This is a genomic window from Pseudomonas sp. FP2294 (assembly GCF_030687625.1).
Classification (GTDB): domain Bacteria; phylum Pseudomonadota; class Gammaproteobacteria; order Pseudomonadales; family Pseudomonadaceae; genus Aquipseudomonas; species Aquipseudomonas shahriarae.
In genome coordinates, this window is record NZ_CP117441.1 from 3,366,819 (window position 1) to 3,381,817 (window position 14,999).

The following is a 14,999-nucleotide window of genomic DNA, read 5'->3' on the forward strand; positions in this document are numbered from 1 at the left end:
AGAACAACACGCGCGCTTCGTAGAGGCTGGTTTTTACGGATCATCTAACAGCCTCCAGGGATTGCAGCCTAGCTGCTCTCCCAGGAGCTGGATGACCAGCTGGCATGACCTGCAGTAGGCAGTCTATCGAATCAACGGAAGTCGAAAAGTTCGAAGTGAAGATTAGCTTTCGGAATTCGATGGAGATCCATTAGTTCATACACCTTGCTCAGTAGTCCTTTGGGGCCGCAAAAACTGACATGAATTTGGTGCGGTTTGGTTTGAGCCACCGCGTCACTCAAGGTTTCAGCCAACTGCTCAGTCCCCCCCGTATTACGAACAAATTGCGCACCACGCATGGTGGCCATACTTTCCAACTCTTCGGACGGAGGGAAGGCGCGCGAGGGGGTGAAACAATAGACCAGCGTTGCCTTTTCGAAGTCTTTGGCATTCGGATCTTGCAACCAGGAAATAAAAGGCGAAATCCCCACTCCCGCACCGATCCAGATTTCCCGCTCGGCGTGAGAGGCCCGTTTAAATCTCCCATAAGGGGCGTAGACCGTGGCAAGCATTCCGGCTTTCGCGCACTCGCAGAGCTTTTTGGTGTAATCCCCAAGCCCTCTGATAATGAACTCAATTTGCCCATTCGGACCGTTGGCGCTAGCGATCGTGAAAGGGTGAGGCTCACGCAACCCTTTTTGCTGCATGGCCAGAAACGCAAACTGCCCGGCACTGAAGTCAAATGCTTTATGGATGGGCTCCAGCGTCAAATGCAGCGCCCTGTTGCCCCTATTGACGGTTTTCACCCTGTACTCGCCAGCACGGGCAAAAAAGGGGTAAAGAACCAGTTTGTAAAGGGCTGCCAGCACACCCAACCCGCAGGACAGCGCCAACCAGAGACCTGAAGGGCTGAACAAAGTGATCGGCGACTTGAAGCTTAACCAATGTAAAATCACGACCAGAAACAATGGCCCGGAGAGCTTGTGCCACCACCGCCACAGGCTGTAAGGAATATTGCGATTCAACGCAAGAAGTACAATCAGACCTAGTGCTACATAGCTCAACTGGCGCACTAGCCGCGTCCAGTATTTTGGCAATTCCAGAATAGGCACGCTGTTCCAGGCATCCAGATTTGCCTTGAATACAAAGTGATACGTGGCGAATACAAGCGCCCAGATACCTAGCCACTTGTGTGACTCATAGACCCGGTCCAAGCCGCCGAATAGATTCTCAACTACCCTCCAGCGACTGGCCAACAGGCAGGAAGCCGCCATATAAACCAGTGCGCAAGCTCCAAGTATCAGGCTGAGAGTTGCCGAAGTGAGCCAAGTATCAACAGGTATTTCAATCAGCAGCGTTAGTGTCGTAATCACTAAGATACCGAGTATGCAGTGCCAGCTCTTCACCGTGAACGCTCCCGTTATGAATATGGTGTCGTAGGCTGAACCTCATCCTCCCTGAAACCGTCAGCGGCCTGATACGTTAGCAGGCTACTGAAATAGGGGGATGACCCAGGTCATATCTAGAGAGAACATGCGAATGAACCCAGCTATGCACGATTTCGCTCGCCACAGCGGTCTTCGGGAGCAGGGTTTCTGTGGGTCGTCCAGTGTAGGACTCACCGGCAATAATCTCTGGATTCGCCTTCTTGGCGCACTGGTCGAGCGAGTGGAAACTGTAATTATCAAACCCCAGAAACACAAAAGCCCCGCATTCGCGTATGAATCTCGGCGGGAAACCAGGGATTCGAACCCTGGGAACGCTATTAACGTTCGCCGGTTTTCAAGACTACCGAGTTAACTAAATAAATCAACACCTTAGCCATGTATCGTTTCCGCACTTGGTCGATTTTTGCTGGTCTGTAAGCCCCACAGATCAAGGGGCGTATGTACAGTTGCGGAAATGATTTACCCTCTCCCCCGGCGTCCTGCCGAACGAACACCAACCTTATTTGCAAGCCACCGACCATAACTGATCAAGCCTCGTCATAAAGCTCTGACTCATCATCTCCCGGCGCCCCCCAGTCGAGATTCGTCGGCACGTTGGTCGAGCGCAGCATCCCCTTCATGACCTTTTCAAAAAAATTACAAAAAAACTTACAAAAACTGTAACGCACCGATTTGAGGGAACTCTACGTCTATAACTCTCGTAGACGTTAAGGAAATCCCATGCTCTCATCAATATATTCCCGCTTGCTTCGCCAGTCGTTTGAAGTCGAATTCATGCGCTGGGCTCTTGTATTGATATTCCTGATGTTTGGCTACACAAAATGGTTTGATTACGAAGCCCAGGCATTGATCCCTCTGATCAGCAACAGCCCCCTCCTTTCTTGGATGTACGGAGCGTTTGGCACTCAGGGCGCAAGTTATGCTCTCGGTGCAGCTGAGTGGACTATCGGTCTCGGTCTGGCCATAGGCGCATGGTCACCGAGGATCGCGTTTATTGCCGCCGCCGCCTCCTCTCTTACCTATCTGACAACCGCCAGTCTGCTCCTAACCACTCCGGGTGGTTGGGAGGCTTCGGCAGGTGGTTTCCCAGCCATGGGCGGCGCCACCTCTTTCCTTATCAAAGACCTGGTGTTGATGGCCGGCTCGTTGGTGCTGCTCAAGAACGCGGCGCAACAACTGGCGACTCAATCCAAACAGAGTGACACGGAGCGCAGCGATCTAGCCTGAAACGTTCGCTGACCCACTACAACAGAAAGTGGACCAGTGATTGGAACGAAACTAACGATCAAGTACTTCGATTATTTCTATCTTTAAGGAAAGCAAACAATGCAGTGAGAGCGTTCTCACTGGCGGCGTCTCTAGGAGGATGTATGGTTCGAGTACTGCCTTATGGGCTGATTATGGCGGCGGTAGCCTTGGCGGGGACCTTTGCCCTGGCTGGCACCATTGAGAAGCAATCCAATGATGCCGGACTGCCTCTCCCGGCAGTGAAGCTCGCCTTTAACGAAAACGGTGAGGCGGCCCTTCCGAAAGGCTACCGCTCGTGGGTGCACGCCTATACAGCGTGGGAATCTATCACTGTAACCCCTCTAGACAACACCGTAACGAAGACGCCCGAATTCCATAGTGTCTATGTTGAGCCAAGCGCCTACCGAGCCTTCATGAAAACAGGGACGTGGCCGGAAGGTTCTCTGATGATCAAGGAGTTCAGTATCACTAGTATCGATCCGAAGAACTGCGATGGTCCGCCAGCTTATGTTTGCAATCTCGGCGGCAGTAAGGTCATTTTTGCCCACGGACAAACAGGGCTCAGCCTAATGCTCAAAGACAGCAAACGCTATCCCGGCGAGCCGGGCGGTTGGTCGTACTTCAGTTTTGGGCATCAGGCGCCACCCTATGAACAATTCTCTCCAGCGCGAGCGCGTGCTCAGTGCGCCCAATGTCACATCGACAACGTGGGCCCCAAACACGACTATGTATGGTCTGTAAGGCTGAACCAGCCTGGTTTTCAACGGGAAGGCGGCGCCGCAAAACTTAATCTAGAAGCGGCTTTCGACGAGTAGTCACGGCGAAGGTGTTCTATTTGGCTGGACGGAGACTTGAGATGTCAGCGGAGAGATCAGCAGCAGCCAAGTATTCTTTGAGCTACCGAGACAGGAAGAAAGCCGGATAAGCGCTTTGGCATAGAGCGGTTAGCCTGGCACGACAGTGATTATTTGAGCTGAATAAATTTCTGCACTCCTTCGCGCCCTTTCCACAGCGAAACGTTATTGTATATCAAAAAATATCAAACCTCGCCCTGCTGCTTCCGTGACGGACGGCGCGATTACCTTTGGAGAGCTCATGAGAGCACTAGCAACGCTTATCGGCGCCGTCGTACTGATTGCGCTGGTCATGTACGGCGCAGTCGCCGCCTATAAATTAATCAAGGAGAGAAAAAATGATCAGTAAGGCTTACGGTAGCATCATCGGCGCAGCAATCGCTCTTGCCCTGCTGTTCGTGTTCTTTGGAAGTTGGTACACGGTAGATGAAACAGAACGCGGTGTGTTACTGCGCAACGGAGCACTCGTCGGCGTCGTCGACCCTGGACTATCCTTCAAAACCCCGTTCATTGAATCGGTGCGCTTCATCAGCACCCAGAGCCAAGTTACCTCCTACGATGGCATGCAGGCATACAGCAAAGACCAGCAATCAGCAAATCTCAAGGTTTCTGTGTCCTGGCACATCGCACCGTCAGACGTAGCGAAGGTCTACACGCAGTTCAAAGACCTCGACGGCATCCGCGACAGGTTGATCAGTCGCCAGGTACCAACGCAGGTCGAGAATGTCTTCGGTAAATTCAATGCGGTTGCTGCTGTGCAGAACCGCGTTCAATTGGTAAACGATATATCAACAGCAATTAAGGCAACCATCATCGGGCCGGTAATCATCGATAGTGTGCAAGTTGAGAACATTGACTTTAGCGACGCCTATGAGAGGGCTATTGAGGCGCGCATGGCCGCAGAGGTGCAAGTAAAAACCCGCGAACAACAACTAGCCACAGAGCAGGTTCAAGCTCAGATCAGAGTTACTCAAGCCCAGGCGGAAGCAGATTCACAGCTCGCTCAGGCTAAAGCAGATGCCCAGGCCACCGAGTTGCGAGGCAAAGCAGAAGCAGAAGCTATCAAAGCAAGAGCTCAAGCGTTGGCCAGTAATCAAAACTTGGTTGAGCTGACCAAAGCAGAACGCTGGAACGGAGTGCTGCCTACTACTGTTCTGCCGAACAGCGCCCTTCCTTTCATAGACGTCAAGTAACCCTGTCTATATCTCCGCCCCGCGCAGGGGCGGCGAGCGAACCACTGCTGTCTTCCTGTTGAAAAAAACCACCCTACTCGCTGCATCGTATATCACGGATGGTGATAACCAACTCAGTCTTTCGCGTTCGAAAGATCTTGCTGCCTGGCTCGATACGTAAGAAAAGCAAGGTTCACGACCACAAGTCCACACACAAATGCGGACTCATAATTAGCCGCCCTTCATGGCCTGGAATGTCGCCCCTTAGCTCTTAAAATCCGCTGTGACAGCTAGAGTTGCCGCAGCACTATTCCGTGCTGCTTAAATGCCTACTGTGGGACGCGGGCATGTACCCTGCTCCAAGCAATATAGAAAGGGGGCTACTATCTGGACTTCACCGTCCTTAAGCATTGAAGGTGGCGGCGCAGGTACGGGTGATGCTACCGAAATCAATGCCTGTACAGCAGGAACAAAGAGTTCCGACCCAGAATAGTTGATGATTTTCTGACGTGAGACGTTGCCTCGAGCGTCGACGAAGAATTCGGCTCTAACCAAGCCTGTCGCCCCTTGAAGTCGAGCTTGTTCGGGGTAGTACTTGTACGAGGAGAGATGGGTGAGCAACTGTTGCTCCCATAAGCGCTGCTCTGCCAGCTGTTGAGGGCTTGGGCCACTGACACAAGCACAAAGCAGTAAAACAATCACTATCCAGCTGTACTTCATGAGCGCATTTCCTTTGACGCCTTCATTCGCGAAGGGAGGCTTGAGATAAACGCATCGCAATGCCCTATCTCATGATTTAGCTTGCTGGATGTCATCGGTAACGGGGTAGCCCCGCCTTAACGCCTTGACCATCTCGCCCCACCTTTAAGAATCATTCTCATTACACCATAAATTCCTGCTGGTGAACGGCCGGCGAGGTGATCACCCAGCAGAGTACGCCTCGCCATCCATAGACCGGTAAAGAGCCTTCCCTGCTGGGGAAGCGCGGCAAAGATACCCTCTACTGATAATCAGTATCAAATGATTCCTGCAGTTGCTCACCGTTTCAAGGGCATCGGCGTCTATACAAGTTTTGTGTGTTGAAAAGAGACGTATGCAATCTGTGCATCCAAAAGCTCTACATGCAAAGCAGCAAACTCCCTAAGGTCAGAGGCTCTCCAAGGCTCAGGATTGATCCGTAGATACTCCGTAAGGTTTTTCGAAGCAACTTCGACCTTGCTACTCAGCTCAGCAACCTCTTTCCAGTAATCAGACATGTTCAACCCTTAGAACTATGAATTTGGCTACCTAAAACTCCTCGCCGGCGGCCACAGGAGTTGCTAGGTACGAAATCCAAAATCATATGAACGCGAATTCGCATCGTCTGTAGGAACTGTCCGAAAACAGTCCTGACTGAATTTTCCAGCGAGAAACACCCGCCCTTCCCTATATCAATATCTGCTGCCTCGAGCGGCAAGGACACCTCATGTACGCAACGAAACTCACCCTGCTCATAACGGCCATCGTGTTGTACGTGGCGGGGTCCACCTTCTGGTTTTTCTGGCAGGTGCCGGAGCTGCTCTCCACCGGTACCGACCAAACCCTGGTCGCAGCATTCGCAGGCACCGTCGCCTGGATGCTGCTCACCTTCGGTTTCATCATCCACATCATCAAGACAGCGCGGCCTACTGGCCCGCATGACAATCCCCGGGCATAGAGGTGCACACCATGGAAATGCAAAGCGAAACGCTTGCCGAGGAAGAGATCGCGGCAGTAACGGGCTACATGATCCCGTCCAGGCAGATCGAGTGGCTCAACAAAAACGGCTGGAAATACGTACTGACTCGCTCGCGCCGACCAGTGGTGGGCCGCGTTTACGCCCGGATGAAGCTGGCCGGCGTGAAACCATCAGCAGAAAACGTTGCGGCCGAAGCCTGGTCGCTAGATTTATCAAAGGTAGGATAAAAAGATGCGAGCTAAGAAGGCGGTAAAGTGTGGGTTGGGTATTACTACGACGGGAGGAATGAAGACGGGAAGCGGGTGGAGATACCGCTCGGGGGTGACCTGGAAATTGCGAAGGCTGAATGGGCAAAGCTCAACTGCAAGCCGGTACCGAAGAAAGGAGCCCTACTGGGCCAGGTGTTTGACCGTTACGAGCGCGAGATCATCCCAGGCAAGGCACCCAAGACGCAGAGCGATAATCTACTGAGCCTGAAGCAACTGCGCAAAGCGTTCAGCGACGCCCCTATTGATGCGGTTACGCCACAGATCATCGCGCAGTACAGGGATAGCCGGACCGCCAAGGTAAGAGCCAACCGGGAAATATCACTGTTGTCGCACATCTACAACATTGCGCGGGAGTGGGGGCTCACCGAGAACAACCCTGCCGCCGGCGTGCGCAAGAACAAGGAAGCCCCTCGGGACTTCTACGCAACTGAGGAGATCTGGAGCTCCGTGTACGAAGTCGCAGCCTCGGAGCTTTGCGATGCTATGGACTTGGCCTACCTGACCGGACAGCGCCCCGCAGATGTGCTTTCGATGCGCGAGGCTGATGCGGTAAATGAATTCCTGCAGGTGTCGCAAGGCAAGACGGCCAAGAAGCTCCGGATCCGCCTTACCGCTGCCGGAAACCTTAATGACCTGGGCACACTGGTCGAGCGACTAACAGAGCAGCGGCGCTCGCGTGGAGTACGGACTCCATACCTAATAATCACTGAAGATGGCCGGCAGGTGACCAAGCCGATGTTACGCCTACGCTTTGACGATGCCAGGAACAAGGCAATCGCCATTGCTAACGAAGCGGGAGACGGCGTGCTTGCGGCGAGCATCCGGCAATTCCAGTTCCGCGACATCCGCCCAAAAGCAGCCAGTGAAATATTGGACCTGGGCGATGCCAGTCGCCTGCTTGGGCACATGGATAAGCGGATAACCGAGACGGTTTATAGACGTGTTGGTGAGATCGTAAAGCCGACCCGTTGATAGAGGATCTGACAGTAGTTGCGGAAAGCGTCTTAAACGATGCGGAAACTGTTAGTTTAAAACCCTGTCCAATTATCGAACGCCAGAAACACAAAAGCCCCGCATTCGCGGGGCTTTCGTATGAATTTTGGCGGGAAACCAGGGATTCGAACCCTGGGAACGCTATTAACGTTCGCCGGTTTTCAAGACCGGTGCATTCAACCACTCTGCCAATTTCCCTTGCGCAACACAGGATTATAATAGCCCATCCTGTCTCAGCGGGCGCCATAATACCCGAATGAAACACACTGTCAAACTCTCTGCATAGCTTGTTACAGAGCGTCTGTTATGATCTTTGCGACTGAACGTTTCAAAACTGAAGGAGTGTCGCCATGCGCGAACAGGATTACGCAGTTAATAGCAACGTGCAGGCTGAGCAGCTAGAGGTTAGCCGCGTCCTGCGCAATACATACGGCTTGCTCGCCCTCACCCTCGCATTTAGCGGCGTGATGGCGTATGTGGCGCAGCAGATGCGTGTCGGCTACCCGAATATCTTCGTGGTATTGATCGGCTTCTACGGCCTGTTTTTCCTCACCAACAAGCTGCGCGACTCGGCCTGGGGCCTGGTGTCGGCGTTTGCCCTGACCGGTTTCATGGGGTTCCTGCTGGGCCCGATCCTGAACCGTTACCTGGGTATGCAGGGCGGCGCGGAAGTGGTCAGCTCGGCATTCGCCATGACGGCCTTGGTGTTTGGTGGCCTGTCGGCCTATGTGCTGATCACCCGTAAGGACATGAGCTTCCTCGGCGGTTTCATCACGGCTGGCTTCTTCGTGTTGCTGGCGGCCGTGCTGGCGAGCATGTTCTTCCAGATCAGCGGCCTGCAATTGGCGATCAGCGCCGGTTTTGTGCTGTTTTCCTCGGTCTGCATTTTGTTCCAGACCAGCGCCATCATCCATGGCGGCGAGCGTAACTACATCATGGCGACCATCAGCCTGTATGTATCGATCTACAACCTGTTTGTCAGCCTGTTGCAGATCTTCGGCATCATGAGCCGCGACGACTGATCCCAGCCTCATCAAAAAGCCCGCTTCGGCGGGCTTTTTGTTGCCTGCGGCTTTATCATTGGCAAAGGTTTGCCTACAGAGTGTTCCATGAAGTTCGCGATTGCGCTTTTTTCCGCCGCCCATGCGCCCTCCTCGCGCCGCGCCCTGCAGTTTGCCCAGGCGGCGTTGGCCGGCGGGCATGAGATTGTGCGGCTGTTTTTCTATCAGGATGGCGTCTACAGCGCTGCCAATTCGGTGGTCACGCCCCAGGATGAGCAGGATATCGCCCAACAATGGCGCGCCTTCGTCAGCGAGCATCAGCTTGACGGCGTGGTCTGCATTGCGGCGGCGCTGCGCCGAGGGGTGTTGAATGCCGAGGAAGCTGCGCGCTACCAGCGCAGTGCGGTGAATCTGGACGCGCCGTGGGCGCTGTCGGGCCTGGGGCAGTTGCACGACGCCATTCAGGACGCCGACCGCCTGATCTGCTTTGGAGGGCCATGAAATGTCCAGATCCTTGTTAGTCATCAGCCGCCAGGCGCCATGGTCCGGGCCCAGTGCGCGGGAAGCACTGGATGTGGTGCTGGCCGGCGGCGCATTCGACTTGCCGATCGGGCTGCTGTTTCTCGATGACGGGGTGTTTCAACTGGCAACCGCCCAGGATGCCAAGGCCGTGCAACAAAAGGATGTGACGGCCAACCTGCAGGCCCTCTCGCTGTTTGGCATCGACGACGTGTTCGCATGCAGCCACAGCCTGGCGGAGCGTGGGTTGACCGCCCCTGATAGCGCGCAGCCACTGAGCAGCGAACAGATTTCCCAGATGATTGACCGTTACGATCAGGTGATGACCCTCTGATGTCGACCTTGCATGTGTTGTCCCACTCCCCGTTTACCGACAGCCGCCTCGGCAGTTGCCTACGCCTGTGTGGCGCGCAAGATGCGATCCTGCTGTGCGGCGATGCAATCTATGCCCTGCAACCCGGTAGCGCCCCCTTCCAGGCCCTGCAAGCCAAGGCCCTGGCCATCTTCGTGCTTGCCGAAGATGCCCAGGCCCGCGGCCTGGCGTTGCCGCAGTGGGCCAGGAGTGTCGACTACCCAGGTTTTGTGCAGCTGTCGATCGACCATGACAAGGTCAACACCTGGCTATGAACACCCTGACTGTAGGCACCCACACCCTTGAGCTGGACAAGGACGGCTACCTGGTTGACCTGAATGCCTGGTCAGTCGAGGTGGCCAATGCCCTGGCGAGCGCCGAAGCGCTGGAACTGACCGACGAACACTGGGAAATCCTCAAGCTGCTCAGGGGTTTTTACCAGGAGTTCCAGTTGTCCCCGGCCACCCGCCCCCTGATCAAGTACACCGCCTTGAAGCTGGGCCCGGAAAAGGGCAACAGCCTGCACCTCAACCGACTGTTCAAAGGCACTCCCGCCAAACTTGCCGCCAAGCTGGCGGGCCTGCCCAGGCCGACGAATTGCTTATGACCGACTTTGCCCCGTTGATCACCGAAACTCCCGCCGAACACCCCTTTGCGCCGTTTGTGCGGATCCTCGGCAAAGGCAAGCGCGGCGCCCGCAGCCTGACGCGCGAAGAAGCCCGGGAAGCCATGGGCATGCTGCTCGACGAGAAAGTCGAGGACTCCCAGCTCGGTGCGTTCCTGATGCTGCTGCGCCACAAGGAAGAAAGCCCGGAGGAGCTCGCCGGCTTCACCGAGGCCCTGCGCGAGCGGCTCAGCCCGCCAGCACTGAAGGTGGATGTCGACTGGCCCACCTATGCCGGGAAAAAACGCCACCTGCCGTGGTACCTGCTGGCCGCCAAGTGCCTGGCGCAGAACGGCGTGCGGATTTTCATGCACGGCGGCGGTGCCCATACGGCCGGCCGGCTGTACACCGAACAGTTGCTGGGTGAGCTGCAGATTCCACTGTGCCGCAACTGGCAACAGGTCGAGACCGCTCTGGAACAAGGCAACCTGGCATTTATGCCACTGGGCGACTGGGCCCCGCAGTTGCAACGCATGATTGACCTGCGCAATATCCTCGGCCTGCGCTCGCCCATTCACTCCCTGGCCCGCATCCTCAACCCGCTGGGCGCGCGCTGCGGCCTGCAAAGCATCTTCCATCCCGGCTACCAGGGGGTACACCGCGATGCCAGTGGCCTGCTGGGTGACAACAGCATTGTGATCAAGGGCGATGGCGGCGAGATCGAGATCAATCCCGACACCACCAGCCACTTGTACGGTACCACCGGCGGCACAAGCTGGGACGAGGAGTGGCCTGCCCTCTCCGCCCAGCGCCACGTCAAGCCCGCCAGTCTCGACCCCGAACATCTAAAGGCCCTGTGGCGTGGTGAGGTACAAGACAGCTACCCGCAATTAGCGCTGATCGCCACCATGGCCTTGGCCCTGCGCGGCCTGGGGCACCCACGGGAACAGGCCTTCGAACTGGCCCAACAGTATTGGGATGCGCGCAACACATCGAACTAGTCGATAATTAACCCCGACCCTTTGCGCTATTTGTTCGAACCCAGACGATTAGACTGCACTCCAACGCTTACTAGCCAAGGAGTCAGTCATGGGTTTGCTGATTGAAGGACACTGGCACGACCAGTGGTACGAAAGTAGCGCAGATGGAGCCTTCCAACGGGAACAGGCGCAACGCCGGCACTGGGTCACCGCCGATGGCCAACCTGGCCCGAGCGGGGATGGCGGCTTCAAGGCCGAGGCTGGCCGCTACCATCTCTATGTTTCCCTCGCCTGCCCGTGGGCGCACCGCACCCTGATCCTGCGCAAGCTCAAGGGCCTGGAAAGCCTGATTGACGTGTCGGTGGTCAGTTGGTTGATGCTGGAGAATGGCTGGACCTTCGACAAGGCCCACGGCTCCACTGGCGACAAGCTCGACGACTTTGCCTTCATGCACCAGCGCTATACCGCCGATACCGCCGACTACACCGGGCGTGTCACCGTGCCGGTGCTATGGGATAAGAAGCTCAATCGCATCGTCAGCAATGAGTCGGCAGAGATCATCCGCATGTTCAACAGCGCGTTCAACGGGCTGACCGGCAACACCCTGGACTTCTACCCCGAACCGCTGCGCCCGACCATCGACGCGTTGAACGAGCGGATCTATCCCGCCGTGAACAATGGCGTGTATCGCGCAGGCTTCGCCACCTCGCAGCAGGCGTATGAAAGCGCATTTGATGAGGTGTTTGCCGAGTTGGATCAGTTGGAACAACACCTGGGCCAGCAGCGCTACCTGGCCGGTGAATACCTGACAGAGGCCGATGTGCGGCTGTTTACCACGCTGATTCGGTTTGACGCGGTGTATTACAGCCACTTCAAATGCAACCTACGACGGATAGCAGATTATCCGAATCTGTCGAATTGGTTGCGAGAGCTGTATCAATGGCCGGGGGTGGCCGAGACCGTGGATTTTGCGCATATCAAGGGGCATTACTATGCCAGCCACCGGACGATCAATCCGACAGGGATCGTGCCGAAGGGGCCGTTGCAGACGTTTGATAGCAAACATGATCGAGAAGGATTGAGCGGTAAAGAGATCTGGCGCTGATGCGCCAGCCTCATCGCGGGCAAGCCCGGCTCCCACGGTGGGTCTGTGTGCAGCCGGGCGACCAGGTTATACCTGGGACTGGGCGCCTTCAAACCACTTCAACTTCTCACGCAACACCACCACTTCGCCTACGATCACCAGGGTCGGCGCATGCACTTCATGCTCCGCCACCAGGCGCGGCAAGTCGGCCAGGGTGCCGGTAAACACACGCTGGTTGGACGTGGTGCCTTGCTGGATCAGCGCAGCCGGGGTGTCCGCCGAACGACCATGGCGAATCAGTTGCTCGCAGATGAGCGGCAAGCCCACCAACCCCATATAGAAGACCAGGGTCTGCGACGGCCCCACCAGGTCATTCCAGGGCAAATCCGAGGTGCCATCTTTCAGGTGGCCGGTGATGAAGCGTACCGATTGCGCATAGTCGCGATGGGTCAAAGGGATGCCCGCGTAAGCCGCGCATCCACTGGCCGCGGTAATGCCCGGCACCACCTGGAACGGGATGCCATGGGCCGCCAGCTCTTCGATCTCTTCGCCGCCGCGCCCAAAAATAAACGGGTCGCCGCCCTTGAGGCGCAGCACACGCTTACCTTGCTTGGCCAGGTTCACCAGTTGCTGGTTGATCTGCTCTTGCGGCACCGCGTGATCGGCGCGGCGCTTGCCGACATAGACCCGCTCGGCATCCCGTCGGCACAGCTCAAGAATCGCGGGGGCCACCAGGCGGTCATACAGCACCACATCGGCTTGCTGCATCAAACGCAGCGCGCGAAAGGTCAGGAGGTCCGGATCACCGGGGCCTGCGCCCACCAGATACACCTCACCTGGTGCATGGGGCGGCTTGCCGTTGACTTTTTCCACCAGCAACCGCTCGGCTTCATCACCTTGCCCCGCCAGTTGCCGATCAGCAATCGGGCCCTGGAAAACCTCTTCCCAAAAAGCCCGGCGTTGCTGAACATCGGGATACAAACCCTTGACCTGGGCGCGAAAGCGCGCGGCCAGCCCGGCCAATTGACCGTAGGTGGACGGAATCCAGGTTTCCAGCTTGGCGCGGATCAAACGCGCCAGCACCGGCGCGTCGCCGCCACTGGACACCGCAATCACCAAGGGTGAGCGGTCGACAATCGCCGGGAAGATCACGCTGCACAAGGCTGGCGCGTCCACCACATTGACCGGCACACACCGCCGCCGGGCATCGCTGGACACTTGCGCGTTCAGCGGCTCGTCGTCGGTTGCAGCGATGATCAGGGTGCAGCCATCAAGGTCCGCCTCCTGATAACCGCGCGCAATCAGTTCACCGCCACTGCCCTGCACCAGTTCACGCAACTGATCTTCAATCAGGGGAGCAACCACCCGCAATACCGCGCCGGCATCGGCCAGCAGCCGGGACTTGCGCAAGGCAATCTCCCCACCACCGACGACCAACACACGGCTGCCGCGCAGGTTATGAAACAGTGGCAGAAATTCCATTTAGCCGATGACCTCAACGCCCGCCATGTACGGCTTGAGCACTTCAGGTACACGGATCGAACCGTCGGCCTGCTGGTAGTTCTCCAGAACGGCAACCAGGGTGCGACCTACCGCCAAGCCCGAACCGTTAAGGGTGTGGACCAGCTCCGGCTTGCCGGTTTCCGGGTTACGGAAACGCGCCTGCATGCGTCGGGCCTGGAAATCACCGCAGTTGGAGCACGAAGAAATCTCGCGGTATTTATCCTGGCTCGGCACCCACACTTCCAGGTCGTAGGTCTTCACCGCGCTGAAACCCATGTCGCCAGTGCACAGCGCCAATACGCGATACGGCAGCTCCAGCAGTTGCAGGACGCGCTCGGCGTTGGCAGTCAGGCCTTCCAGGGCTTCCATGGAGGTCGACGGCTCGACCACCTGTACCATCTCGACCTTGTCGAACTGGTGCTGGCGGATCATGCCGCGGGTGTCACGCCCCGAGGCACCGGCTTCACTGCGAAAGCACGGGCTGTGGGCCACGAACTTGATCGGCAGCTGTTTGGCGTCGAGGATCTCGCCGGCCACGATATTGGTCAGCGACACTTCGGCAGTCGGAATCAGGTACAGATCGGCTTCGCCATCGCGGCTGATCTTGAACAGGTCTTCCTCGAACTTCGGCAGCTGGCTGGTGCCCATCAGCGCCGGCGCCTGAACCAGGTAAGGGGTATAAGCCTCTTCGTACCCGTGTTCGCCGGTGTGCAGGTTGAGCATGAACTGCGCCAGGGCCCGGTGCATGCGCGCAATCGGACCGCGCAGCAGAGCAAAGCGCGCACCGGACATCTTGGCGGCGGTTTCGAAATCCAGGCCGCCGGTCAATTCGCCCAGGGCGACGTGGTCCTTGATCTCGAAATCAAAGGCTTTTGGCGTACCCCAGCGGCGCACTTCGACGTTACCGTCTTCATCTTCGCCGACCGGTACCGACTCATGCGGCAGGTTGGGAATGCCCAGCAGGATCGAATCCAACTCGGACTGAATCTTGTCCAACTCGACCTTACCGTCAGACAGCTCGCTGCCCATACGCTCGACGTCCGCCATCAACGGCGCGATGTCTTCGCCACGCTGCTTGGCCTGACCGATGGATTTGGAGCGCGCATTGCGTTCAGCCTGCAGTGCTTCGGTGCGGGTCTGGACGGTCTTGCGCTGTTCTTCCAGCGCTTCGATGCGCGCAACATCCAAGGCAAAGCCACGGGATGCCAGGCGGTCCGCTACGTCCTGAAGGTTGCTACGTAACAGTTTGGAATCGAGCATGTCGGTCTCTCGTTTA

General features: G+C 56.8%; 17 protein-coding genes, 1 tRNA gene and 1 pseudogene. 13 read left to right on the top strand and 6 right to left on the bottom strand.

The features are described 5' to 3' along the window. Positions 1–131: 131 nt before the first annotated feature. Positions 132–1,385 carry a ferric reductase-like transmembrane domain-containing protein gene (locus PSH73_RS14860; protein WP_198799367.1) on the bottom strand — a complete coding sequence of 418 codons (1,254 nt, stop codon included), beginning with the start codon at positions 1,383–1,385 and terminating at the stop codon, positions 132–134. A gap of 541 nt (positions 1,386–1,926) precedes the next feature. Next, positions 1,927–2,014, bottom strand: a pseudogene (locus PSH73_RS27030) (DUF4113 domain-containing protein); the annotation flags it as partial. Between the two features lie 133 nt (positions 2,015–2,147). On the opposite strand from PSH73_RS27030, the gene PSH73_RS14865 reads away from it, so the two are divergent. The 3 genes from PSH73_RS14865 (at position 2,148) to PSH73_RS14875 (ending at position 4,722) form a co-directional block, all read left to right on the top strand. Beyond that, complete coding sequence (locus PSH73_RS14865) at positions 2,148–2,654, top strand: YkgB family protein (protein ID WP_057959921.1); 507 nt, start codon at positions 2,148–2,150, stop codon at positions 2,652–2,654. 143 nt (positions 2,655–2,797) lie between these two features. After that, positions 2,798–3,490, top strand: coding sequence for a cytochrome P460 family protein (locus tag PSH73_RS14870; protein ID WP_057959922.1), 693 nt, complete (start codon positions 2,798–2,800; stop codon positions 3,488–3,490). Positions 3,491–3,867: 377 nt separating this feature from the next. After that, positions 3,868–4,722: an SPFH domain-containing protein gene (locus PSH73_RS14875; RefSeq protein ID WP_057959923.1), complete on the top strand. Its 855-nt coding sequence runs from the start codon at positions 3,868–3,870 to the stop codon at positions 4,720–4,722. Positions 4,723–5,022: 300 nt separating this feature from the next. Here PSH73_RS14875 and PSH73_RS14880 read toward each other — a convergent pair whose 3' ends face one another. Continuing rightward, on the bottom strand, positions 5,023–5,421 hold the full coding sequence (locus PSH73_RS14880; protein ID WP_081044265.1) for a TonB family protein: 399 nt from the start codon (positions 5,419–5,421) through the stop codon (positions 5,023–5,025). 745 nt (positions 5,422–6,166) lie between these two features. On the opposite strand from PSH73_RS14880, the gene PSH73_RS14885 reads away from it, so the two are divergent. Genes PSH73_RS14885 through PSH73_RS14895 form a run of 3 tightly spaced genes read left to right on the top strand, consistent with a single transcriptional unit; the run spans position 6,167 to position 7,659 of the window. Beyond that, complete coding sequence (locus tag PSH73_RS14885; protein ID WP_057959924.1) at positions 6,167–6,397, top strand: hypothetical protein; 231 nt, start codon at positions 6,167–6,169, stop codon at positions 6,395–6,397. An 11-nt stretch (positions 6,398–6,408) separates the two neighbouring features. Next, the gene (locus PSH73_RS14890; protein WP_057959925.1) at positions 6,409–6,645 is read left to right on the top strand and encodes a DUF4224 domain-containing protein; all 237 of its coding nucleotides are present in this window, start codon (positions 6,409–6,411) and stop codon (positions 6,643–6,645) included. A 27-nt stretch (positions 6,646–6,672) separates the two neighbouring features. Beyond that, entirely contained in the window at positions 6,673–7,659 is a 987-nt protein-coding gene (locus tag PSH73_RS14895) for a tyrosine-type recombinase/integrase (RefSeq protein ID WP_057959926.1), read from the top strand. Positions 7,660–7,787: 128 nt separating this feature from the next. Here the strand turns inward: PSH73_RS14895 and PSH73_RS14900 are convergent. Further along, positions 7,788–7,878: transfer RNA gene (locus tag PSH73_RS14900), tRNA-Ser, on the bottom strand. Between the two features lie 152 nt (positions 7,879–8,030). Here PSH73_RS14900 and PSH73_RS14905 point away from each other — a divergent pair. The 7 genes from PSH73_RS14905 (at position 8,031) to PSH73_RS14935 (ending at position 12,241) form a co-directional block, all read left to right on the top strand. Further along, positions 8,031–8,702: a Bax inhibitor-1/YccA family protein gene (locus PSH73_RS14905; protein WP_029293588.1), complete on the top strand. Its 672-nt coding sequence runs from the start codon at positions 8,031–8,033 to the stop codon at positions 8,700–8,702. A gap of 87 nt (positions 8,703–8,789) precedes the next feature. Next, positions 8,790–9,182 (top strand): sulfurtransferase complex subunit TusD, encoded by a 393-nt coding sequence (tusD, locus tag PSH73_RS14910; RefSeq protein ID WP_057960002.1) that lies wholly within the window; start codon positions 8,790–8,792, stop codon positions 9,180–9,182. A 1-nt stretch (position 9,183) separates the two neighbouring features. After that, entirely contained in the window at positions 9,184–9,534 is a 351-nt protein-coding gene (gene tusC / locus PSH73_RS14915) for a sulfurtransferase complex subunit TusC (RefSeq protein WP_057960003.1), read from the top strand. After that, positions 9,534–9,827 carry a sulfurtransferase complex subunit TusB gene (gene tusB, locus PSH73_RS14920; protein WP_128593583.1) on the top strand — a complete coding sequence of 98 codons (294 nt, stop codon included), beginning with the start codon at positions 9,534–9,536 and terminating at the stop codon, positions 9,825–9,827. Before tusC ends, tusB begins: the two co-directional genes overlap by 1 nt. After that, on the top strand, positions 9,824–10,159 hold the full coding sequence (locus tag PSH73_RS14925; RefSeq protein ID WP_169961316.1) for a TusE/DsrC/DsvC family sulfur relay protein: 336 nt from the start codon (positions 9,824–9,826) through the stop codon (positions 10,157–10,159). The genes tusB and PSH73_RS14925 overlap by 4 nt, the downstream gene beginning before the upstream one ends. Further along, a complete protein-coding gene (locus tag PSH73_RS14930) occupies positions 10,156–11,157 on the top strand; it encodes a glycosyl transferase family protein (protein WP_186625903.1) in 1,002 nt (333 codons plus the stop codon). Before PSH73_RS14925 ends, PSH73_RS14930 begins: the two co-directional genes overlap by 4 nt. A gap of 88 nt (positions 11,158–11,245) precedes the next feature. Then, positions 11,246–12,241, top strand: coding sequence for a glutathione S-transferase family protein (locus PSH73_RS14935; protein ID WP_057441425.1), 996 nt, complete (start codon positions 11,246–11,248; stop codon positions 12,239–12,241). A 66-nt stretch (positions 12,242–12,307) separates the two neighbouring features. Here PSH73_RS14935 and cysG read toward each other — a convergent pair whose 3' ends face one another. Both cysG and serS read right to left on the bottom strand, forming a co-directional pair. Beyond that, positions 12,308–13,702, bottom strand: a complete 1,395-nt coding sequence (gene cysG / locus PSH73_RS14940) for a siroheme synthase CysG (protein ID WP_128593585.1) — start codon at positions 13,700–13,702, stop codon at positions 12,308–12,310. After that, the gene (serS, locus tag PSH73_RS14945) at positions 13,703–14,983 is read right to left on the bottom strand and encodes a serine--tRNA ligase (RefSeq protein ID WP_057441423.1); all 1,281 of its coding nucleotides are present in this window, start codon (positions 14,981–14,983) and stop codon (positions 13,703–13,705) included. Positions 14,984–14,999: the final 16 nt, after the last annotated feature.